This is a genomic window from Legionella parisiensis (genome assembly GCF_001467945.1).
Lineage (GTDB): Bacteria > Pseudomonadota > Gammaproteobacteria > Legionellales > Legionellaceae > Legionella > Legionella parisiensis.
In genome coordinates, this window is the sequence record NZ_LNYQ01000012.1 from 411,799 (window position 1) to 433,477 (window position 21,679).

Here is a 21,679-nt window from a genome sequence, read left to right on the forward strand (position 1 = left end):
GTCACAATAAATATTTTTATAATTACTGGATTATATTTCTTAATGTTTCCAGGCTAATATTAGCGCCACTTAATACAACTACTGCGTTTTTTCCTTGGTAATTTTCAGCACATTTTAAAAAAGCAGCCAGCGCTACCGCAGCAGCACCTTCGATTAACAGATGCTGGATTTTCAATACTGTAAGTAGCGCAGATCGAATGTCGTTTTCAGAGACTAAAACAAAATCATCAACATACTCGCGACACAGATCAAAGGTTATTGAACCAGGCTCCATTCCCCCTGCTGTAGCATCGGAAAAAGTGGGTAAGGTTTCCATGGAAATAATTTTTCCTGCTTTAATCGATTCTGACATGATCGGGGAATTTTCAGGTAAACATCCAATAATTTTTGTTTGAGGACAAACTGCTTTGACATATCCCGCAATGCCGCTAATTAATCCCCCACCACCTACAGGGATAAAAATAACATCTACAGAATCCAATTGGCGTATAAGTTCAATACCAATGGTACCCTGACCTGCAATTACTTGCGTATTGTTATAGGGTGATATGTAAACCATATCGTGCTGTTTTGCATAGTCTATTGCTTGTAATTCTGTTTCAACGCAATCTTTTCCATAAAGCTTAAGTGGCGCATTATAAAAACTAATATTCTCCCTTTTTACAGGAGACACATTTTCAGGTACAAAAATAACTCCTGGGAGATTTAATTTATGTAATCCATAGGCAATCGCTGCCCCATGATTTCCTGTCGATGCTGCCACAATGCCATTTTGTTGCTCTTTTTTTAGCGAGAGTAATGCATTAAGCGCGCCCCGTACTTTGAAGGAACCTGTATATTGTAAGTTTTCACATTTTAAATAAAGATTCGCACGGGTAAGTTTGCTTAGCGGTACAGAAAAATCCAAAGGTGTTTCACGAATATAGTTACGAATCCTGTTTTCCGCTTTCAGTACGGCAGTTTTTACATCAAACATTCATTTTTCTCCTACGGACTGATGTAGATAATTATAAACAGTGGCCCGTGACACATTCAAAACTTGCGCAATATAGTGTGCTGCGTTTTTACCAGAAAAAGCGCCGATCGCATACAGGTGCTCTATCAAGGCTTTTTTTTCTTTTCGATTTAATGAATTAAGTACTAATTGATGTTCATTTAAGTAATGATGGATGTAGGTATTAATGCGCTCTTGCCAATCATCTTTAAATAGAGGCTCTGGTTTTGCTATTAATTGGGCGCACTGAAGAAATTGTTGCAAAGACTCATTAAACTGTTCCATTACTGAAACATCAAGATTAATACATAACATGCCCACTATATTATGGTTTTCATCACGAATCATGCTGCTGACTGATTTGATCTTGTTTCCATTCCAATTTGTTTTTTCATAGGGGCCAACACAATCATTCAGTAGTTGCAGCTCATCTTGCTCCAGTAGGGATGAGTCGCCTGCTCGGCGTTTGGAAAATGGATTGTAAATAGCCGCAATTTTATTTTGCGTTACATCATGCACAATAACTTCTGCATAAGGGTACAACAAACGTTGGATTGCCTCAGCAGTGGGTAAAATATTTTTTATTGCTTTCTTATTCATATTGGAGCACATAAGTAAAATTAATATATTTTATTCTAATTTAGACTTAATTGTCTATTTTCGGGCAATAGAAAATAAATTTTTGCAAAAAATAATTTCTTAATTCTGCCTTAAGGTTTGATCTTTATACTTAATCATGAACTAACAGGGAGCCCGGACGCGATGCGTGTATTAATTATTGAAGACAACGCTTTTAATGCATTTTGCTTGTCTCGACAATTAGAGTCAGTTATTGCTGCAGTAGCAATAGATGTTGTAAGTAATAGTCAGGACGCACTGTCTTTTATAGGCACTCATGTTCCGGATCTGGTTATAATCGATGGTGAGTTGAATTTAATTGACGAATTTTCTACTCATGGACCACAACTCGCAGCAGTCATACTGCAAAAATATCCTCATCTTCCCCTTATTACCTGGTCAGACTCTGAATTTATGCGTGGCGCTTTTGCTAAAGTTTTGATTCAATACAATCGGTTAGTGAATGAGTACAATACTTGGACTAAGACCGTAAGTCCAGAATGCATTCAAAAAACCTGCGCGTATTATTTCGATGAATCGGTCGATGAAAAACAAGCTTTTTCACATATAACCCGTTCTAAAAGACAAGCCAGCTATCACCTTTGATTACATCATCTAGCTTATAATCTTATAGAGCCGACTCAACGTAAAATCAGCAAGCATCTGAAACACGCGCTATAATTAGAGTTATCCTATTTCTGTGACGTTATCAATTATCTTTTTTAAGGAAACCGTGATGATGGACTATGACCGGACACAGAGTCTCTCGGATCACAAAAAAGTACGTAAAAATAAAAAAATTGACGGAAAAACAGATGATCTTGGTTCCTTTGCGCAACCATTAAAAGAGGCTAAAAAACATCAGAGAAAAAAACAGAGTTTGTTTGACTCCGAGGTACAATCTATTAAAACAGAAGAGACATTTTATACAAAAAGTATGCTGCAAAATATACTCGACAGCTCTGTTGAGTATTCTATAGTAGGCATGGACTTGAAGGGAAAAATAATTTTATGGAATGAAGGCGCGTACCGGAATTATGGATACACTGCCCCCGAGATGGTGAATAAAAAAAATATATTTGTGCTCCATACACGTGAAGACATTAAATCCGGAGTTGCTCAGGAGTTTATGAACAGAGCATTAGAAAATGGAAACGCGGAAGAAGTGTTAGAACGTGTTCGTAAAGATCGCTCACATTTTATTGCTGCCGTCACCCTAACAGTACGTCGGGATGATAAGGGTAATCCTGTTGGTTATGTGATGATATCCAAAGATATTACCGAAGCGAAGCGAATCGAAAATCAACTGCTTAAGACGAATGAAGAGTTAGAGCAATTTGCTTACATTGCATCACATGATTTAAAAGCTCCTTTACGGGCTATCGAACGTTTAGCGACCTGGCTTGAAGAGGACAATGCCGATAAACTGGATGATAAATCAAAAGAACATTTGGCCTTATTACGTCAACGCACTTTACGATTAGCGAATTTAATTGATGGAATATTACAATATTCTCGAGCAGGTCGTTTGGATTTGAATGTCGAGCGTGTAAATACCAAAGAAATTCTGAAAGACATCATTGAAAATCTTAATCCGGAAGGGAGATTTGAAGTACAATATCCTAAACGGCTCCCGACTTTTAAAACTGCTAAAATTCCATTGATTCAAGTATTCTCTAATATACTTGGTAATAGTTTTAAACATCATCATCGAAAAAAGGGTACCATCAAAATCGAGGTTGATACCTTGGGGGCATTTTACCTGTTTACGATTAAAGATGATGGCCCAGGGATTTCACCTGAATTTTTTAATAAGATTTTCGTTGTGTTTCAGACCCTCAAAGCAAGGGATGAGCTGGAGTCTACGGGTATTGGCTTGAGTATTGTTAAAAAAATTGTCGAATCGCAAGGCGGAAAAGTGATGGTTCAGTCGCAAGTAGGACATGGGACTACAATGTCATTTACCTGGCCGAAGCAGATCAAAAAAAATAAGGTGCTCTAGTCATTGGGCCGATAAGAAATTGTGATCGGCTACCTCGTATTCTTGTTAGGAAACTCAAGTAGATTCCAATAGTGATGCAATGATGAAATCATTTCCATAAATTCTGAAACTTGAAATGGTTTTACAATATAACCTGCAACATTTAAGTTATATGCATCTATTTTATCTTTTTCACTATTTGAAGTAGTAAGAATAAAAACCAGTAATGATTTTAATTTTTTATTTGTGCGGATATTTTTCATGAATTCTATGCCGTTCATTTTAGGCATATTAATGTCAAGAATAATTATTTTAGGCGTGGGTTTTAATTTTTTTTCTCCATTTATACCCAATAGTTTATTTAATGCATCGACCCCATTTGTTGCTACGTGTATTGGATTGTTGATTTTATTTTTTTTAAAAGTTCTTTGTATGTCTTTGATATCAATTTCATCATCATCTACGAGCATGAAATTAATGGAATTATCTAGTTCATACATTTTTTTATTCCTTCATTTAATTTAATATAGATTATAGGCAATAAATTCAAATTTTTCCCAAAATGATTTTTATTGATACTATAATTAACATATGAAATTCAATCTATGAATGTAAGTCTTTTTAGATAAGCTATTTCCTGAGTTACGCGCGCTTTTTGGTAATCTATTTAAAAGCAGATGAACGCGGTTGGAGAATGACTATGGAATTCCAAGAAAATATCGTTGATATTTTGTATATTGAAGATGATATTGTTGATGTGGAAGGCGTCATGCGAATATTTAAGAAAGTTAAAGAGTCGTGTGCTATTGAAGTTGCTTCAAATGGTGAAGAAGCTTTAAATAAACTGTATGGACTGGAAGGGCAAAACAAAATTCACCCAAAAGTAATTCTCCTTGACATTAATGTTCCCAAAATGAATGGTATCGATTTGCTGAAAATTATTCGCAAGGATCCATCATTGGCTTTTACAGAAGTATTCATTTTGACAAATGCTTATACAAAAGAAGATAAGCTGGCAATCAAAGACCTAAATGTAAGAGGACAAATCATTAAACCCCTTGAATATGGTGATGCCTTGAATATTTATTGGGCAACGCATCATGCATAAAATGAGGCACATGTCATGCCTCCTTCCTTTTTTAATTGTTTAGTGAGCCGCATCCCAATTGGATCCAGTACCAATAGAGACTACAAGCGGAACGGAGAGTTCTACCGCATGCTCCATTAACTCACGAATCATCTTTTTGCTTGCTTCAACCTCTTTATCATATACTTCAAAAACCAATTCATCATGAACTTGCATGATCATTTTTGCCGGTGGATTTTTTTGTTCATTTTGCCATTTAGCAATCGCTATCATGGCCTTTTTAATGATGTCCGCAGCAGTGCCTTGCATAGGCGCATTAATTGCTGTTCGCTCCGCTGCTTTTTGTCTTACTAAATTGCGTGCATTAATTTCGGGTAAATACAACCGTCTACCGAATAGAGTTTCTACATAGCCAAGCTGATGGGCCTGCAGACGGGTTCGGTTCATGTACTCCAAAACCTTAGGGTAACGTTGGAAATAGGTATCGATGTAATATTGCGCATCCTGGCGTTCCACACCAATTTGTTTTGCCAGACCAAAAGCGGACATTCCATAAATCAGGCCAAAATTGACTGCTTTAGCCCTCCGGCGCTGCTCGCTGCTTACTTCATTCAATGGAGTTTGAAAAATTTCGCTGGCTGTTGCCGCATGGATATCCCAGCCCAGAGCAAAGGCTTTTAACAGATTTTCATCTTGTGACAGATGAGCCATGATCCGCAATTCAATTTGGGAGTAATCTGCTGCAAGAATGAGAAAGTTCTCAGGAGCTATGAATGCAGTACGAATTAAACGGCCTTCCTCACTTCGTATAGGAATATTTTGTAAATTAGGTTCACTTGAGGAAAGTCTACCAGTTGCCGTGACTGCCTGGTTATAAGATGTATGTACTCTAAGTGTTTTTGGATTAATTTTTTTAGGTAGAGTGTCAATATACGTAGAAACAAGTTTAGTCAGGCTGCGGTATTCAAGGATCACTGCTGCAAGGCGATAATCATAAGCCAGTTCCTGCAATACAGACTCTGCTGTAGAGGGTTGTCCCGTTGGCGTTTTTGCGATTATTGGCAGTTTGTGCGAATCAAAGAGAATTTCTTGTAATTGTTTGGGCGAGTTCAGGTTAAAGGGTCTGCCAGCAAGTTGTAATGCTTCTTTTTCCAATGCCTGAATGCGTTCTTTCAAGCGGCTTCCATGTTGCTCCAACGTTATTGCATCGATGAGCACCCCGCGTCGTTCGATGTCTGCAAGAACGGTAACTAATGGCATTTCTATATCAGTGAACACACTTTGTACGGATTCTGGAATTAAAGGAAAAAGCTTATTGTGAAGTTGCAACGTAATCTCTGCATCTTCTGCAGCATACGCTGCTGCTTTATCGACTGGAATCTGATCAAAACGCAGTTGTTTAGCTCCTTTTCCAGCAACTTCTTCATAGCTAATCGCTTTGTGTCCCAGATATTTTAATGCCAATGAATCCATGTCATGTCGTCCTGTACCGCTGTTGAGTACATAAGACTCTAACATGGTGTCATAACTTATCCCTTGTAGGTTAATGCCATGATTTTTCAATACGGCATAATCGTATTTCAGGTTTTGACCGATTTTTTTTATTTCAGGATTTTCTAGAACAGGTTTTAAAGCAGTTAATACTTCTTCGCGAATTAATTGTGCAGTGCCATCAGTATGTGTAAAGGGAATGTACACTGCTTTTCCTTCTTCTATTGCTAAGGAAATCCCAACAACTTCTGCAAGCATAATATCAATGCTGGTTGTTTCTGTATCGATGCAAAATGCTTGGCATTGCTCCAGTTGATTGAGCAAATGATTTAACTGCTGGTTGGTGGTAATCAATTCAAAAGGTATGCTGGAAATAACGGACTGACTTGCAGAGGCACTTCCTTCTTCCCCCAAAAGTTCTTTAAGCCAGTTTTTAAATTCAAACTCACGGGATAATTCAATGAGTCGTCCTTTATTCATTGGATTAGGTTTTAATTCGCCCCAGCTTAAGGGTAAATCAACATCAGTTTTGATCGTTACCAATTTTTGGGATAATGGCAGTTGTGGGATACTTGCACGCAAATACTCCCCAATTTTGCCACCAATCTCATCTGCATGCTGAATCAGATTATCGAGAGTTTGATATTCCGTAAGCCATTTGACTGCTGTTTTGGGCCCACATTTAGTGACCCCCGGAATATTATCGACACTATCCCCAATAAGCGTAAGATAATCAATGACTTGTGAAGGTTTTACCCCAAATTTATCCTGGACGCCTTCAATATCCAAGATAGTATTACTCATGGTATTGATTAACGTTATATGTTCATTGACGAGTTGCGCCATATCTTTGTCACCTGTAGAGACCACTACAGAGATTCCCTGTTCAGTAGCCTGCCTTGCCAAGGTACCGATTACATCGTCTGCTTCGACTCCCTCAATAATCAGTATGGGAAGTCCCATAGATTCCAGAAGCTGGATTAAGGGCGCAAATTGAGTACTTAGTTCTTGGGGCATAGGTGGTCTATGCGCTTTATACTCTGGGTACCATTCATCCCTGAAGGTTTTTCCCTTGGCATCAAAGACTACCGCCAGCTCCTCTGGCTGATAATCTTTGATGAGCTTTTTAATCATATTGGCCACCCCATAGATGGCTCCTGTGGGTTGTCCTTTTGAATTAGTCAAAGGTGGTAATGCATGAAATGCACGAAAAAAATAGGATGAGCCGTCAATGAGAATCAAGGGGGGGGTCATAGTTATTCTGCCTCTTCTTTGGCAAGTTGTTTTTTCAATAATTCGACTTGTTCGGTTAGAGTCTTAATGTTTTTACGGATTAAAGGAATTCGATTGACACTGAGTTCGTGCTGAATCGCAAGATCTTTAGGACGAGCCGGATTTCCTAAATAAATGTTCCCTTCTTTCAGATGTTTGTTCGGCGGCACTCCTGTGCGAGCGCCTAACACCACACCATCATCAATGCGCACGTGATCACTGACCCCAACATTGGCAGCAAAAATAACATGATTGCCTGAGGTAGTACTTCCTGCGATGCCAGTAAAACCACATAAAATGTTATGTTTACCTAATTTTACAGAATGCGCTACTTGGACGAGGTTATCAATTTTAGTCCCTTCACCAACAACAGTTGCTCCCATTGTGGCACGATCTATAGCGGTATTTGCACCTATTTCTACATCATCCTCAATAATGACACATCCAACATGAGGGACTTTGAGATGTTTTCCATCAACAAAGGTGTAACCAAAACCATCGGAGCCAATAACTGTAGAGGCATGAATTATAACTCGGGAACCAATTTGACACTTATCGTACACTGCAACATGGGGATGGATGGTAGTATTATCTCCAACAGCCACTTCACGGCCAATATGAACATGGCTTTTTAGGATACAGTTATCGCCAATACTACTGCCTGCTTCAATCACCACATAAGGTCCTATAAATACTTCCTGCCCTAATACCACTCCTTCGCCAATGACTGCGGTAGGATGAATATTAGGGATGGTTTTTTGCGGAGGATTGAAAAAATGCATCAGAGTAATAAAGGCTTTGAATGGATGTTTTACCTGTATGATTGGCTTTTTTGAAACCGAAGTTTGTTCATTGACTAATACGGCAGCTGCTTGCGATGCCTCTGCTACTTTTACCTTTTCATTACTGTCAGCAAACACCAGGCTTCCTGGCATAATCTCATCAATAGGTGATAAGAACGAAATTTTTATTGAGTCATCCCCTATGACTACCCCCTGTACCTTATTTGCTATATCACCTAGTGAATAACTCATTTATTGGCCTTTTTTTATAAAATAGCTGATTATATACCCAAGAAACCTCCAAAGCTATGTTTTAAATGGCTTCATTTTTTTGCTTGGAGTCTGTATAAAAGAAGGGTTAAAAGTATCTCTGACGGGTATGAGGACTGATAACATCGGCAAAGCGTTTTGATTCAGTATCTATAAAATAGTACATTTATTGTCCGATTGATAATAGTCAACTTGAGGCGCCATTAATGGTTCTTCTTTAAGATATGATGACTCCATTTTTAATGTAACTGCTTGCATGAATAACTCTTCCATATTTTCGCCTGCTTTTGCACTTGCGGTCATGTAAAATAAATTGTTGTCTTTAACAAAGCGACTCAGATCTTTAACATCTAATTCTCTATCAGGTTCTGCATCGCTTCTTAGCCCAACTAAAATAATTTTTCCCAAGCGGTTCCTGTCCAGATGATGATTAATTTCTTCCAGCCATTTCATGGCACCTTGAAACGTTGCTTTACTGGTCAAATCAAAACCTATAATTGCAATGTCTGTCTCTTTAAAATAAAGTCGGCATAGATTTCCATAACGTGCTCCTCCAGGAATATCCCATATGTGAAGATTTATTTTACTTTCATGAAATTCAATCAATTTATGATAAAAATCCGCACCTGATGTAGCCCTAATATTAGTGGGGTATTTTCCCGAGGTAAGCGTTTTTAATAGAGAGGTTTTACCACAAACGTCTCCTACGAAAATAATTTTGAATGATGGGATCATATTTTCTTTTTGAGTCCCCATTTCTTTCAGTTCAATGTTTGAGCCAAAGAGACCAAGTTTCGTTTTCATTTGCATTCCTAAATATATTTAATAACAAAAAAGGTTTTTTTTGAGTGATAAGTATATTTTTTCATCATCATGAATCAGTTATGCGTTAAGACGAAAATTAAAGTATATAGATGATAAATGTCAACGACACGTGAAGTATAGAAAAGTAAGTCTAAATACGGTATAAAATTAGCCTGAAGACTTTGGATTTCATAATTAAAAATCAATGGGATAGGTATGTTGAAAAAAATAATAGTAGCCTTAGGATTTTGCGGACTGTTTGCAGTAAAAGTATATGCTACCGATGACCCATTTGCTCCTGTTGTACCTCAGGTTTGGTCATCAATTATTACTGTAAGCGGAGGGCCTGCATGGTCTAATCCAGGGAAAGATCAATATCTCTATCCTTTTCCGCCACCACAGTACAACCTTTATCTTGCTGATTCGAAATCCGATTGGTTAGGTACTGGCGAATTATTTTTCGGGTTGCAGCGTTTTATTGGCGCAAGCAGCTTTATCGCCCAGTTTGGACTTGGAGTAGCAGCTGCGAGTGACGTCAATTTTTCAGGAACAATTAATGTAAATGGCCTTCCTGATGTGTATACCTACCAGTATAGCGTGAGCCATGTACGCGCAGAGTTTAAAGGAAAGCTTATTGCCTGTGGCTTTCAAACCCTCCAGCCTTATTTAAGTGGTAGTTTTGGAGCTGGTTGGAACCATGCTCATAACTGGGTTCCCTCTACAATTGATCCTGTCCTTTTTCCAGCGTTCTGGTTTGAAACCTCAAGTACGCTTGCTTTTTCATACACTCTGGGGCTTGGGGTACAAAAAATACTAACCCCGAATTGGCAGGTAGGTGTTGGGGCTGAATTTGCAGATTGGGGTAAACACCGTTTGGGGGACGATGGCGGTACGTTGAGTAAAGGTCCCGGCACACCCCATATTTACACTACCGAGATATTGTTTAGCTTAAGCTATATGTTTTAAAAAAATCCGAGTGCGGCTAACTCCTCACCATGGGGTTTTGGGAGACTTCAGTCTTAACAACTGGGTGTCCTGCTGTTTGCAGCCGGCAAAAGCACTTAATTTGAGCCGAATAACTTATCAAGTCATTAGATCCTGGCTGCAAGCAGTCAGGCTGCTATTTTTATTTTATATATCTACGTAAGATCAAAGCAACGTTGGCGCCTCCAAAAGCGAAGTGATTGGACAATACGATATCAATAGCCTTTTTACGGGCTTCATTAGCTACATAATCCAAGTCACAGGAAGGATCTGGAGTTTCTAAATTAATTGTAGGTAATAACAAATCATGTTGTAGACTTAGAGATGTGGAAATGACCTCCATGACACCAGATGCACCTATTGCATGCCCAATCATTGATTTTTGTGCCGTAATTGGGATCTCATAGGCTCTTTCACCAAATAGTGATTTAATTGTTTGTGTTTCGACCATATCATTTAATGGTGTTCCAGTCCCATGCGCTTTGAGATACTGAATATCTCGCGGTGATAATTTTGCATCATCTAATGCGCCTTGTATCGCACGTTGCTGTCCTTCTGAAGAGGGTGCGGTAATATGAAATGCGTCACAGCTGGCGCCAAAACCAATAATCTCTGCAAAAATATTAGCTCCTCGAGCTCTGGCTTGATGTAATTCTTCAAGAATTAAAACTCCAGCACCTTCTGCCATTACCATCCCTTCACGATTCAGGTCAAATGGGCGACAGGCTTTTGTTGGTTGTTCATTATTAGTGGACATCACCTTTAATTTACACCACGCAGACATCATTGATTCCCAAAGTGGTGCTTCAGTACCTCCGCAGATTGCAGTGGAAATTCTGCCGTTAGCGATTTGCTGGTAAGCTGCCCCTATGGCATCGGCCGATGAAACACATGCATTAGAAATAGTGGAATTTGGACCGCTTAAGCCGAATGCTATGGCGACAAAATTAGCAATGGAATTGGACATTCCTCTGATCACTGACAGGGCCTGCATTTTTTTCCAAGTTTCAGTGAAGAAGAATTTATAGCTTGCTTCTGATTCGGGATATCCTCCCATCCCGGTGCCAATGAAAGTCCCTGCTTTGCTAAGTTCATGGGGGGTGAGTTTGGATTGTTCTATTGCATGATGTGTGCAGTAGAGCGCGAATTGAGCAACGCGTGGATAGCGTTTATTCTTATTAAACTCAGGAAGATGTTCAAGGGAGAAATCAGTAACTTCGCCTGCTATTTGGGTAGGATACAATGAAGGGTCATAACTTTGAATGCGTTTTATTCCGCATTGTCCCTGTTTTGCAGCCTCCCAGAATTTGCTTAAGCCTGTTCCTATGGAAGAGGTTATTTCCATGCCGGTTATAACAACCCTTTTTTTCATTATGATCCTTTTTATTTTTAGTATGAAACCTTCTATGCAAGTTGAAGACTAATCAATTGCAGCAAATAGTTGTTTCAGTTTTAGGACAATATAAAGTGGCGGTTTAAATTCTGTCAAGCTCTATATGAACAGGTTTTATTTTACAAAAAAAGAGCGACCTAAGGCAGTTGATATAACCAAATTTTCTAAATGTACCTCAGAGCATACTTTTTGCACTTGAATATATATGTCGGGCATATAAGGTTGGACTTCAGGTAAGCAAATTAACGCCTTTTTTTTGCGATCACTCGTTTTTGTAATTCGAAGAAATCAACTTTCCAGTAATCACACGAATTTTCAGTTAGAAAACCAAGCCGAGTATATAGGTTAAGTGCTTTTTGATTATGTGTTTCTACATCAAGATTGAGGTGAGGTTTGCCTTCACTTAAGGCATGATTAATACAGTATGAAATCAATGCTGTTCCCAAACCTTTCCCCTGTCGGATTGGCAAAACTGCGATATCAGAAAGTGTTGCCCCATTTTTTTCCCAGCGTATATGCGCTTTTCCTACAAGATGATTGTCCTCAAATGCCAATATTATTTGATAGGTTCTATCACTTAATATGTGTTCAAAGCGTGGAACTAATTCTGTTTCCGTTTTAAAAAAACATGCCTCATCCAGAATACAAAGCAGCGGAATATCATTTTCTGTTGCAGTGCGATACGTCAGATTTTTTTTGTAGTCCAGTAAGGGAGTTAAATCATGTCGCTCCATATAGTATTCACTATGCATGTAAGAAAAACCAAGCTCAGGTAGCCATTGACTATTCAAAAGATAAGGACTAGAAAAAATCAATCTAAAATAGCCTTGCTCTTTGATCAGGGGTAAAATATTGCGTAGCATTTTTTTTGCAATACCTTTCCGGCGATAATCTGGATGAACAATCAGTGAAATTTCAACTGCATCCTCATAAAAGAAAAAAACACTTAAAAAACCGACTAGTTTTTGTTTCTCGTGATATCTCAAGACTGTAGGTAAATTTCTTTTTTGAATGAGTAGGTGGGTATAAGAATTAGGTACGCTGCCATCTTTCTTTTTGCAGACAGCTTTTAATTCTTCTAGTTCTTTGAGCTGTTCTTCATTGAGTTGGGTAGTTTTACTAAGCATAATGGATATTAATAAATATTATTTGTTTTTTTAAAGAATAGCTTGTTTTATGTTAATTTGCTCATTATTAAAATGAATTATTAAAAATGCAAGTTTAAAACAGCGACAACAATTTCCAAAATAATTAATACGATGATGATAATCTCTAAATTATGGCCATGTCGATTGTCCAAGTAACCATTAAACATATCAAAGATTTCATTAAGAGTATCCAGACGATGATTAATGGCATTGACTCGTCTTTGAATATGTAGGTAACGCTCCAACATCGTGAAGTGCTCTTCTAAGGTTGGATGCTGCCAAAAATATTTTGGATGATAAAGGAAATTACTAATTAAATTCATTTCGCTTTTTGCTCCAAGGATTTCTCCAATAATCTGCTGTATTTGAGTACGGCTAATTTCCATCTCGCCTGTATGTGAAAGTTTTTGGATTATAGGATTGTATTTATCAATAAGCGCATCAATAATGGTTTCAAAATATTGTAACTTGACTGATTGAGAAAACCCATAAGATAAACTGAGTTTGAGCTCGTCACTTTCGTCTTCTATGGTCAAGCAGTCTACATCGAAAAAATCATGGGGTTCTATGGTCGTTTTATTATCAAGCTGATAATGAAACTCATCATGTACCAAAAGGGCTACGGGTTTATCTATCAAAAGTTTGATGGTATTAAGGTAATCATTAATTTTATACCGTTTGATCCCCCAGGAAACCACTGTGCCATTTTTAAAAATGAATATGGTATGATCTTTGTTATGATTCAGGCTTAACTTAAGGACATCTCGGGTTTTCAATGAAGTAAAATCAGTCGCAGCATTTTTAAAATAATTGTCGACGCGCGTTAAATCAATTGATTTGGCAATACAAAAACTTAAGCATTCCATGATGGTAGTAATCCGCGAATAAGGGCTTTTTATGATGAAAATAGATACATGTTCTGCTGTATCTGATAATCGATAATTAGAGTCAGATACAGCATTTTACAACATATAATAATTATCTCAACTTTAACTATTATACACTATCTGCTGTTTCACGGGTTGGATAAGTTTTTTTTCGGTCAGTTGCCCCACCTAACCATTGCGGACAAACTTCTAAAATTTCGGCAATCTTATTGAGTTGTTCAGTTACTGGAAGTATGTGACCGAAAATTAAAGAGTTTGCTAAATGACGTGAAACACCAAATACTTTAGATACCGCTTTGATTTTCTCAGTTAGCTCTTCTGGAAAGCCCAATGAAGCCAACTCGCGATTGAAGCGCTGCGAAAATACTTTACTGTTCATTTTCTCACTCCATGAAAAAATAATATTCAGCATCATGCTGCCCCATCTTATATCCCTGTCATTCCATGATTCAGGTAAGAGAGTTATAACTCATTTTTTTTTAATAGCAAAGTTTTTTTATCCTAAAATCAATTAGTTATTTATCTACTTATCATTATGGTGACTAGTTGACCATTAATAGGGCTCAACAGTTAAGCAAAGAATAATATTCGATGTGTATAATTAGATCATAAAGTTTATTATTGTGGCAATAAAAATCATGAGATTATCCAACATTTTTGGTTTTAGCTTCCTAGGAGTCAAAGAAAGTGCTCATGAAATCCATTTAAAGACGATTGCTTATGATAAAACAGGCCATGCTCGGCATGTTATTTTTAAAAAAAATAAACATCCTGGGGTAAAGGGACAAGAGGCATCTAAACTGGAGGCTTGTTTTACCGCAGTTGCCAATGCGTACTCTGCGCCCCACCACGCTTTAAGACAAGACATAGTAACGAATTATCAAGGTAAAATCGTCGGTGTGTGTTCTGAGCATGCAGCCCATGCATTATTACGTCTTCGTAAAAAGGACAAAAACATCGTTTTTATGAAAGCACCCGGTTTATTGCCGAATGGTGAGGTTAGTGAAGAGGAATTTGCGCAATGGATAAAAGGGCATAAACCAATTGAAAAAAAAGCTACCGTTAAAAATAAATGGGAAGCCATAGCTTTAAAAAGGGTGCATCAAGACGATAAACGACAGAAACTGGAGGAAGTTTATGAGGGAAGATTGAAAGAATATTGGGATGAACGAAAAAGGCTGGAAGAATATCATTTTAAAAATATAGATCCCAAAAATCTTGCTATTGCAATCATACTTTGTAATGAGCAATTAGACGAAGGCATAACCCAATTTAATGTTCAAAAAATTCCACAAGGATTAAAAGGCACTTTAGAACTGATGCCTGATCTTCTTCGCGTTATTTTTGAAGGAGAAAAGCTGAAAAGAAAATGTGAAGAGCCTGCAACCAAGGCGGAAAATATCCGGCAAGAAGAAGAAATAGCTACCTATGACGTCGGTGAGGCAGTTAATTTTCTGGATAAATTACCACAAAATTTCTTTGCAAGGCTTTTGGAACAAAAAAAACTTGGTCTTGTTGATATTGATATGGATTCCTTGGCTGACGTGTTTACTACAGCGTATGGGCTAGAAGAAGATGATTTACACAAGGGCAATATTGGTTATTATGTGACCTATGAAAATGAACGTCCCCACTTTCATTTTTTTAAAATAGATCATGATTTGATGTTCAGTGATAAAATTATGGCTGCACGTGGTGCTCGTCTTGCCAATCTTCGCTATTCCAGTGACAAATTTCGTATTACTACTCGCGACTTGCTTGGATTTCCTGATCTGCAAGACTCAGGAAATCATTATTGGCCGACAAAAAAAGCTATTATTTCAACAGGTACTAAAGCCTACCATAGTGAAGAAGATAGGGGGGCTTATAAGTCCTTAAAGAATGATTCTGAATTTCAGCAAGCAAAGTGGAGGCGCTTTTTAAAGCAAACAGTGATGCCGCAAGGTTTCATTTCCAAATGTCTGCACCAGCCTCTAGATGAAGTGGGGACTGATCCTGAAACTGAAAGTACTTTGACTATTGTGCAACGAGCAGCCTCCTCCAAGATGGCCGAATTGCGTGTAGCGCTTTTAGCAATACCTAAATTTAGAGAGTTTTTGCAAGATCATTTTGCAGAGGCAAGTGAATCAATTCTTACCGAGTTGAAGCAACATTGTATCGCAATAAACTGTTCTCCCAATGAAATAAGGCGATATCAGTTGGAAGCAAGTCAGATGTTGAAATCAATTCAGGCGGTATGCGCAAAAGATACGCCAGCACTACATGCTGCAATCCAAACGCAAAGTTATCGTTGTTATGAAACACCAAAATATTTTAAGTATATGCTGAATAAAAAAGACGATGAAGGAAAGACCGCGTTGGATTTTGCAATTGAGAATTTTGAAAAATATACCAGGAAACTAGGAAGTCCAGGAGTTGCAAAGTCAGGATTGGGGCCTTATTACATTCGAATGAAAGTATATTATGCCGATGTGATTTGTGATTTGCATCAGCATAAGGCAAAGCAAGGTTTATCTTCAGATAAATATGAGTCGATTCTTGCTCAAGCGCAGGAAACCAGTTCCATGTCAATCCTGATTCCGACTATTCGTACGCTAGCAGACTATAAACTCTATCTCGAGATAATGCGTAAAGAACCTCTGCGAACTTTAAAGCAAGATAAAGCTTATGCTTTAAAATTGCTGGAGAAAGCACATTTAAGCGAGGAAGAACTGTTGCAATTAAGGGATGAGTTAAAAGAAAAAGAACCTGCTGGACATTTAAAGTTTATTAAAGAGCTTCGCTCGGAAATGTGGATAATAAAAAAAATCAGAGGTGTTTACGGAGAAACAGATACTGTAGCTGCTATGAAAAAGTGTATCGAGCAAAAATTAGATGAGTTACAGGATAAACCTCGGGCATCAGGCTTTTGTGCCGTAAGCTCTTAATTGAATAGAATGGGTTTAAACTGCTACCGCAAATTGGAGCTTGCCATTGAGTATTCTAATTCGTCATGAATACTTTCAACTTCAATACATGGAATATTAAAGTTTGACAATGTATTTTGTGATGTATGAGAAACCTCTTGAAAAAACATGCTCTTTCTTTGGTAGGTTTTAGCAGAATCTGTCAAACTAAAGATGTTGAGGATTGCTGCAAGAAAACTGTAAAAAGCAGATTTAACGAAGGCATCATTTTCGATGGCATTTTTATATTCAGAACATACCTCTCCTAGCTTTTTTTCAAATTCTTCATGCTGTTGAAATTGTATCTTAGCGGATAATTTAAAATGTTCATTAACTAATCGTGTCAGTTGTTCCAGGGCACTTTCTAATTTTTCAGCATAAGGGTTGGCTCCGGATAATTGTTGAGTCGCTGCGCGTAGCTTTACTAATTGCTCTTGAGCAGTTTTTTCCGGAGAAACTAAATTATTTTTTAAATATAAATGATAGGTGAGCGTAAGCACATGAAATGCTTGGGCTGTTGCATTCTCTGTGCGACTTAATTGACGATTAAACGAATCGAGTATTTCACCGAGGTAAGGATGTACTCTAATTCCACGAACCGCGCTCCCGACCATTTCATCGATATGAACCATGAATTTATCGGGCTCCATACCATATTGACTCACCACATGTTTATATATTGCAAAAGCAGATTCTGTCAGTGATTTTTTATTCGTCACATCATAGGGGTTGAGCAAATAATATATTAATGAAGCTCTGAATTCTTTAGTTAAACTTTTAGTCATTAAGTAAAAAAGTAAATTTATTTTTTAGGCAGGCAAGCATAACAAATAATTGAAATGTAGTTAATAAAAAAAACAATTGGATCAAAAAAACGCGCTATTTGATTGGAAAAGAAAAGCTATTTTTAAGATAGATGTTGAATTATAAGAATTTTTTCGCTCAAAATGAGAATTAATTTATAAATTTTTACACTATTCGTATGAAATAGGGTATAATGTCGGACTGAAATTAATTAGAGTTATCAATTTATTTAGATACTTTCTTACTTTTATTGTTCTTTGCAATGGATTAGGGATAATAGCCATTACAGGAATATTTATTTCACATTAGGAGTTAAAACAGAATGATGAAAATAACCTCATTACTATTGGGTATGGTTTTAACTGGTTATGCTTTTGCAGACAATCCTAAAGAAATAGCAACTCACAAAGTGTCTCTTGCTGGCTTGCAACCTGGAGAAGGCCGTTTCATTCGTAGTGATGTATTTGAGAATAATAAATTTCAATCCGGTTCTTATTTTTGTGCTGGTGCTGATAGCGTTCTGTACGATATGCAATATGTATTTTCAAAAAGCCGTGAACCGTTTCATGTGGAACATTTAATTAAATTTTCAATATGCCAAGATGAAACCATGGCTCAATGCCAAGAGTTTGCTACAGATAAATACCTTACTTTTAGAAACCTTGATGGTTATTTGCGAAATGATAGTTCCAAATCAACTGTGGATGTTTCCCCCTTAAAAGTTGTTTATCAACCCTGCGAACCCAATGAGGATATGGATGAGTTGGTTAAAAGATCAATTCATGAAAATGATCGTCGCTTTTCAAGCGTAGGATAGTGATTTTTATTTAGTTTATTGTAACCTGGGAATTCGAGATTACAAACCTCAGGTTACGCTTCGCCCAGGCCACTATGATGTTTGTTTTTTGCGCCAATTAAATCACCTGATTTGTTATATTTTTGTAAAATTCATTCAATATTTAGCCTGAAGTCATTCATGAGTGGTTAAATAACTCCCGCTTTTGAACGTTGTCTATGTTTTATGAGGTATATGAATGAAAAAAATGAGACTATTAGGATGTTGGTTATTGTTAATACTTGCATTGGATGCCCACTCCTACCAAACCCGAGAAAGTAAAATTTACAATGATAAAGGGCAGATTGTCCATATAGATGGCCTATCCTGGTCTGGATTTCAGGATACGAATGTTTTTCAAGGTTTACAGAGCAATCCATTTTATGCAATTCCATCTTTGAGTGCCAACCCAAGAGCCTATGGAATGATGGATTTGATCAGTCATCCATGGGATTTTCCCAGTTCAGGAGTGGATAAAAACTCATCAGTAAGTTTCAAAACCTTGCGATTGCCTATTCAACCTGAGGTTTTGTATGATGATCAACATGAGGTTGACTTGAATAAGTGGCTTTCTGACAAATCTTCTCCTGGTGCAGGTAATGGTATCTTTTGTAAAACATGGCAAGGTAATGGTACTGCTTGCGAAAAAGCAGTTAGTCCGAAACAAGCGTTTTGGATAGTATTGCAAGAATTAAAAAAGAAAAATATCAAAGTAATGATTGATATCCATCATCGTCATGGCTATGGTGATGCGATGCGAGATGGTACTGTTTATGATATGCAACAATATGGAAATGATATTTCTCTTTTAGCTACAGAAATTAAAAATCGCAATTTAGATAATGTACTGGGCATTGATATTTTTAACGAACCTTATCGTTTGAATTGGTTTAAAGCACATGACTCCCAAGTACCTTGGACAAAAGTTATAGCAACTGCTGCTAATGCAGTGCAGAAAAACAATCCTAAATTACTGTTATTTGTAGAGGGTCCTGATTCAGGAAGTGATGATGCGAATAACCCGGTAATTTGTGTTCCTAAATCTCAAGTCGTAAATGACAACGGATACAGCCATTCTCCTGATCCCTCTTTATGCGGCAATTTAGAGCGTATGTTTTTTAAAGGGAATTGGGGAGAGGACTTCAAACCTTTACTGAATGATAAACAGGCTAAAAACGGAATTGCCGTATTTGATAAAGATAAATTTAAGAATCAGTTGATCAGTCAAGGGATTAATCAACCTGCGTTACAATGGTTATTGGGAGATGAACAGGCCCAAAACAGTCATTTGGTTTTTTCGCCGCATGTATACCCTGCTGAGGTTGCTGGTTGGGAAACTGCGCCCGGGATGCCAAGTCAATTGCGTTTCGACTGGTCATGGGGTTTTTTATATAAAGCTGGCTATCCTGTTGTGCTTGGTGAAGCATCATGGAAAACTGCAAAAGGAAAAGCGTTTTTTACTAATTCGCTAATGCCTTATTTACAGGCTAATATGGAAACAAATAACATTTTCTTCTGGGCAGTTGGTTATCTTGGTGATACGGTAAGTGCGGTCGATCCTAATTCCGGCGAGCTCAATTTCGATGTGCAGCAAACGTTAAAAAACTATTTTGATAACGTGTAATAAATCAGAAGCATCGTAGTATAAATGCCCCTATGTACCGCGCATAAAGCCGGCTACGTAGGGAGTATATTTATAAACATTTAAGTGTTGTATCATTTTTTAGGGCAGTTATATCTGCATCCAGAAATCTTAATTTCATCTACTCCCTACACGGTGATGGCAGATAAATATATTTTTGAGAGCACATTTATATTTGATTTACAGCAGCTTAGGATAATTGCTGCCCCCATGAAGCCGATTGCCAGGCATCCACCCAGCCATTCACTTGAATCGACCCAGCGTGCGATTCAATAAATATTACACGTCTAGATTTGGCCTCACATTCCATGCACGGCAATGCCATAGCCCAGAAGGCTCCTCGTTTTCAAAGACACACAATGCTCCTGTAGCGATTTTGATCCCGTATTGGGTGCTGAATGTTGCGAAATCTCCTGTCAAATAAGGTGAAAAGCGGGCAATCCCATTACTTGTGACTACCAGACCTATTTTTCCAGGGTACTCTTTACGCAGACGAGTAGAAAAATCCATCCAATTATTAATAAGCGCTGCAGGATCTACCTGCCAACCTGCAGGTACTATCGCATGTGTTTCCCAGGCATTCATTGCTTCTTTGCCAATGCGCGCAACGACACGTTCTTCAGGTTGATTTTCATCAGGTCCATAATCAATCTCATTGAAGATAGCCAGTGCTTCAATAGGTAAATTGATTCCCATAGCACTTTGTGCTTGTTCTGCAGTTTGTATGGCTCGCTTGAGCTTCGATGTAAAGATGACATCAGGAATAAGATCATTCTTTTGCAGATAGATACCTAGCATCCGTCCTTGATGCAAGCCACTATCGACTAAGGGCAAATCAGTGGTTCCTACTCTTCTAACTACGTCACCAGGAGCAAAAGTATTCCCATGGCGTGCAACAAGTAATCGCGTTGTCATCGTTACATACTCTCTAATAATTCACCGTATTGGGCAATCAACGCTTCAGCACGAACTACATCTTCCGGACTATCAATACCCGACATACTGGCTCGGCCTTTATAGTCAACAGGAATACAACGAAGGGTATAACCGTTTTCCAGAATGCGTAGCTGCTCTAATCCCTCCATTTTTTCAAATGTGCTCTCTGGGAGGGTAATGTATTTTTCGAGCATGTCCAGTGAATAACCATATAAACCAATATGACGAAATACAGGGCTTTTATCACTTTTCTGGCGTAATTCATCCTCTTTGCGAATGGCCGGCATAATATTTTTGCTGAACCAAAAAGCATTGCCTGTTTTTTCATTGAATACGGCCGTAGTACCACTAAAGGGGGTAGTCAGCTTATTTTGACGAAGCACATCCAGTTGTTTCCAGGTTAACTGGGTTACAGGGGTTACTGCATCGCAAGGAGAGGCAGCAAAAGCATCAATTAATGCACGTAAAAAATCCGGCGGTGTCAAAGGGGCATCGCCTTGCATGTTTAAAATGAAATCTGGCTTATTGTTCATAGAGCGTATTGCTTCGGCGACACGATCCGTTCCGCTGGGGGCTCCTGGTGAGGTCATTATTGAGGTAACGCCCATTTCATTGCAATGTTGGACAATTCGCTCATCATCGGTTGCAACAACTACAGAAACATTTTTTAATCCTTCAGCAGCAGCACGTGATAAACAAACCACGCGTTGTAACATGGTTTGACCATGAATCATTGCCAGAGGCTTTCCTGGTAAACGAGTTGAAGCATAACGGGCAGGAATGACGATAGCACTATGCATGGTAAA

General features: G+C 38.0%; 20 protein-coding genes. 7 read left to right on the forward strand and 13 right to left on the reverse strand.

What is annotated here, in order from left to right; translation table 11 throughout:
• Positions 1 to 22: 22 nt before the first annotated feature.
• Positions 23 to 976, reverse strand: a complete 954-nt coding sequence (locus Lpar_RS04470) for a threonine/serine dehydratase (protein ID WP_058516785.1) — start codon at positions 974 to 976, stop codon at positions 23 to 25.
• Positions 977 to 1,594 (reverse strand): helix-turn-helix transcriptional regulator, encoded by a 618-nt coding sequence (locus Lpar_RS04475; RefSeq protein ID WP_058516786.1) that lies wholly within the window; start codon positions 1,592 to 1,594, stop codon positions 977 to 979.
• Positions 1,595 to 1,756: 162 nt separating this feature from the next.
• On the opposite strand from Lpar_RS04475, the gene Lpar_RS04480 reads away from it, so the two are divergent.
• A complete protein-coding gene (locus tag Lpar_RS04480; RefSeq protein ID WP_058516787.1) occupies positions 1,757 to 2,218 on the forward strand; it encodes a response regulator in 462 nt (153 codons plus the stop codon).
• Between the two features lie 130 nt (positions 2,219 to 2,348).
• Positions 2,349 to 3,614: a sensor histidine kinase gene (locus tag Lpar_RS04485; RefSeq protein WP_237759342.1), complete on the forward strand. Its 1,266-nt coding sequence runs from the start codon at positions 2,349 to 2,351 to the stop codon at positions 3,612 to 3,614.
• A gap of 29 nt (positions 3,615 to 3,643) precedes the next feature.
• On the opposite strand, the gene Lpar_RS04490 is transcribed toward Lpar_RS04485, so the two are convergent.
• Positions 3,644 to 4,093 carry a response regulator gene (locus Lpar_RS04490; protein ID WP_058516788.1) on the reverse strand — a complete coding sequence of 150 codons (450 nt, stop codon included), beginning with the start codon at positions 4,091 to 4,093 and terminating at the stop codon, positions 3,644 to 3,646.
• 200 nt (positions 4,094 to 4,293) lie between these two features.
• Between Lpar_RS04490 and Lpar_RS04495 the strand changes: the two genes are divergently transcribed.
• The gene (locus Lpar_RS04495) at positions 4,294 to 4,701 is read left to right on the forward strand and encodes a response regulator (RefSeq protein ID WP_058516789.1); all 408 of its coding nucleotides are present in this window, start codon (positions 4,294 to 4,296) and stop codon (positions 4,699 to 4,701) included.
• A 39-nt stretch (positions 4,702 to 4,740) separates the two neighbouring features.
• Here Lpar_RS04495 and polA read toward each other — a convergent pair whose 3' ends face one another.
• From polA to Lpar_RS04510, 3 genes are all read right to left on the reverse strand, one after another.
• Positions 4,741 to 7,425 (reverse strand): DNA polymerase I, encoded by a 2,685-nt coding sequence (gene polA, locus Lpar_RS04500; RefSeq protein WP_058516790.1) that lies wholly within the window; start codon positions 7,423 to 7,425, stop codon positions 4,741 to 4,743.
• 2 nt (positions 7,426 to 7,427) lie between these two features.
• A complete protein-coding gene (gene lpxD, locus Lpar_RS04505) occupies positions 7,428 to 8,477 on the reverse strand; it encodes a UDP-3-O-(3-hydroxymyristoyl)glucosamine N-acyltransferase (RefSeq protein ID WP_058516791.1) in 1,050 nt (349 codons plus the stop codon).
• 168 nt (positions 8,478 to 8,645) lie between these two features.
• Positions 8,646 to 9,299 (reverse strand): Rab family GTPase, encoded by a 654-nt coding sequence (locus tag Lpar_RS04510; RefSeq protein WP_058516792.1) that lies wholly within the window; start codon positions 9,297 to 9,299, stop codon positions 8,646 to 8,648.
• A gap of 216 nt (positions 9,300 to 9,515) precedes the next feature.
• Here Lpar_RS04510 and Lpar_RS04515 point away from each other — a divergent pair, with 216 nt between their 5' ends.
• Positions 9,516 to 10,265: an outer membrane protein gene (locus tag Lpar_RS04515; protein ID WP_058516793.1), complete on the forward strand. Its 750-nt coding sequence runs from the start codon at positions 9,516 to 9,518 to the stop codon at positions 10,263 to 10,265.
• Positions 10,266 to 10,425: 160 nt separating this feature from the next.
• Here the strand turns inward: Lpar_RS04515 and Lpar_RS04520 are convergent, their stop codons facing one another.
• The 4 genes from Lpar_RS04520 to Lpar_RS19015 form a co-directional block, all read right to left on the reverse strand.
• Entirely contained in the window at positions 10,426 to 11,655 is a 1,230-nt protein-coding gene (locus Lpar_RS04520) for a beta-ketoacyl-[acyl-carrier-protein] synthase family protein (protein ID WP_058516794.1), read from the reverse strand.
• A gap of 263 nt (positions 11,656 to 11,918) precedes the next feature.
• Positions 11,919 to 12,803, reverse strand: a complete 885-nt coding sequence (locus tag Lpar_RS04525; protein WP_058516795.1) for a GNAT family N-acetyltransferase — start codon at positions 12,801 to 12,803, stop codon at positions 11,919 to 11,921.
• An 80-nt stretch (positions 12,804 to 12,883) separates the two neighbouring features.
• The gene (locus Lpar_RS04530; RefSeq protein ID WP_058516796.1) at positions 12,884 to 13,690 is read right to left on the reverse strand and encodes an RMD1 family protein; all 807 of its coding nucleotides are present in this window, start codon (positions 13,688 to 13,690) and stop codon (positions 12,884 to 12,886) included.
• 130 nt (positions 13,691 to 13,820) lie between these two features.
• Positions 13,821 to 14,090 (reverse strand): hypothetical protein, encoded by a 270-nt coding sequence (locus Lpar_RS19015; RefSeq protein WP_058517074.1) that lies wholly within the window; start codon positions 14,088 to 14,090, stop codon positions 13,821 to 13,823.
• A 259-nt stretch (positions 14,091 to 14,349) separates the two neighbouring features.
• On the opposite strand from Lpar_RS19015, the gene Lpar_RS04540 reads away from it, so the two are divergent.
• Positions 14,350 to 16,638, forward strand: coding sequence for a hypothetical protein (locus Lpar_RS04540; RefSeq protein WP_058516797.1), 2,289 nt, complete (start codon positions 14,350 to 14,352; stop codon positions 16,636 to 16,638).
• Positions 16,639 to 16,661: 23 nt separating this feature from the next.
• Here the strand turns inward: Lpar_RS04540 and Lpar_RS04545 are convergent, their stop codons facing one another.
• A complete protein-coding gene (locus Lpar_RS04545) occupies positions 16,662 to 17,441 on the reverse strand; it encodes a hypothetical protein (protein WP_058516798.1) in 780 nt (259 codons plus the stop codon).
• Positions 17,442 to 17,782: 341 nt separating this feature from the next.
• On the opposite strand from Lpar_RS04545, the gene Lpar_RS04550 reads away from it, so the two are divergent.
• Complete coding sequence (locus Lpar_RS04550) at positions 17,783 to 18,277, forward strand: hypothetical protein (protein ID WP_058516799.1); 495 nt, start codon at positions 17,783 to 17,785, stop codon at positions 18,275 to 18,277.
• 217 nt (positions 18,278 to 18,494) lie between these two features.
• Complete coding sequence (locus tag Lpar_RS04555; RefSeq protein ID WP_058516800.1) at positions 18,495 to 19,919, forward strand: cellulase family glycosylhydrolase; 1,425 nt, start codon at positions 18,495 to 18,497, stop codon at positions 19,917 to 19,919.
• A 297-nt stretch (positions 19,920 to 20,216) separates the two neighbouring features.
• On the opposite strand, the gene Lpar_RS04565 is transcribed toward Lpar_RS04555, so the two are convergent.
• Both Lpar_RS04565 and kdsB read right to left on the reverse strand, forming a co-directional pair.
• Positions 20,217 to 20,852 carry a histidine phosphatase family protein gene (locus Lpar_RS04565; RefSeq protein WP_058516802.1) on the reverse strand — a complete coding sequence of 212 codons (636 nt, stop codon included), beginning with the start codon at positions 20,850 to 20,852 and terminating at the stop codon, positions 20,217 to 20,219.
• 2 nt (positions 20,853 to 20,854) lie between these two features.
• Positions 20,855 to 21,673: a 3-deoxy-manno-octulosonate cytidylyltransferase gene (gene kdsB / locus Lpar_RS04570; protein WP_058516803.1), complete on the reverse strand. Its 819-nt coding sequence runs from the start codon at positions 21,671 to 21,673 to the stop codon at positions 20,855 to 20,857.
• Between the last annotated feature and the right edge of the window lie 6 nt (positions 21,674 to 21,679).

Coding starts and splice junctions, on each gene's coding strand:
- lpxD (WP_058516791.1), bottom strand. CDS start 8,477: ATGAGTTATTCACTAGGTGATATAGCAAATAAGGTACAGGGGGTAGTC.
- Lpar_RS04530 (WP_058516796.1), bottom strand. CDS start 13,690: ATGGAATGCTTAAGTTTTTGTATTGCCAAATCAATTGATTTAACGCGC.
- Lpar_RS04520 (WP_058516794.1), bottom strand. CDS start 11,655: ATGAAAAAAAGGGTTGTTATAACCGGCATGGAAATAACCTCTTCCATA.
- Lpar_RS04470 (WP_058516785.1), bottom strand. CDS start 976: ATGTTTGATGTAAAAACTGCCGTACTGAAAGCGGAAAACAGGATTCGT.
- Lpar_RS04525 (WP_058516795.1), bottom strand. CDS start 12,803: ATGCTTAGTAAAACTACCCAACTCAATGAAGAACAGCTCAAAGAACTA.
- kdsB (WP_058516803.1), bottom strand. CDS start 21,673: ATGCATAGTGCTATCGTCATTCCTGCCCGTTATGCTTCAACTCGTTTA.
- Lpar_RS04475 (WP_058516786.1), bottom strand. CDS start 1,594: ATGAATAAGAAAGCAATAAAAAATATTTTACCCACTGCTGAGGCAATC.
- Lpar_RS04550 (WP_058516799.1), top strand. CDS start 17,783: ATGATGAAAATAACCTCATTACTATTGGGTATGGTTTTAACTGGTTAT.
- Lpar_RS04485 (WP_237759342.1), top strand. CDS start 2,349: ATGATGGACTATGACCGGACACAGAGTCTCTCGGATCACAAAAAAGTA.
- Lpar_RS04490 (WP_058516788.1), bottom strand. CDS start 4,093: ATGTATGAACTAGATAATTCCATTAATTTCATGCTCGTAGATGATGAT.
- Lpar_RS19015 (WP_058517074.1), bottom strand. CDS start 14,090: ATGAACAGTAAAGTATTTTCGCAGCGCTTCAATCGCGAGTTGGCTTCA.
- Lpar_RS04480 (WP_058516787.1), top strand. CDS start 1,757: ATGCGTGTATTAATTATTGAAGACAACGCTTTTAATGCATTTTGCTTG.
- Lpar_RS04540 (WP_058516797.1), top strand. CDS start 14,350: ATGAGATTATCCAACATTTTTGGTTTTAGCTTCCTAGGAGTCAAAGAA.
- Lpar_RS04555 (WP_058516800.1), top strand. CDS start 18,495: ATGAAAAAAATGAGACTATTAGGATGTTGGTTATTGTTAATACTTGCA.
- Lpar_RS04515 (WP_058516793.1), top strand. CDS start 9,516: ATGTTGAAAAAAATAATAGTAGCCTTAGGATTTTGCGGACTGTTTGCA.
- Lpar_RS04495 (WP_058516789.1), top strand. CDS start 4,294: ATGGAATTCCAAGAAAATATCGTTGATATTTTGTATATTGAAGATGAT.
- polA (WP_058516790.1), bottom strand. CDS start 7,425: ATGACCCCCCCCTTGATTCTCATTGACGGCTCATCCTATTTTTTTCGT.
- Lpar_RS04545 (WP_058516798.1), bottom strand. CDS start 17,441: ATGACTAAAAGTTTAACTAAAGAATTCAGAGCTTCATTAATATATTAT.
- Lpar_RS04510 (WP_058516792.1), bottom strand. CDS start 9,299: ATGAAAACGAAACTTGGTCTCTTTGGCTCAAACATTGAACTGAAAGAA.
- Lpar_RS04565 (WP_058516802.1), bottom strand. CDS start 20,852: ATGACAACGCGATTACTTGTTGCACGCCATGGGAATACTTTTGCTCCT.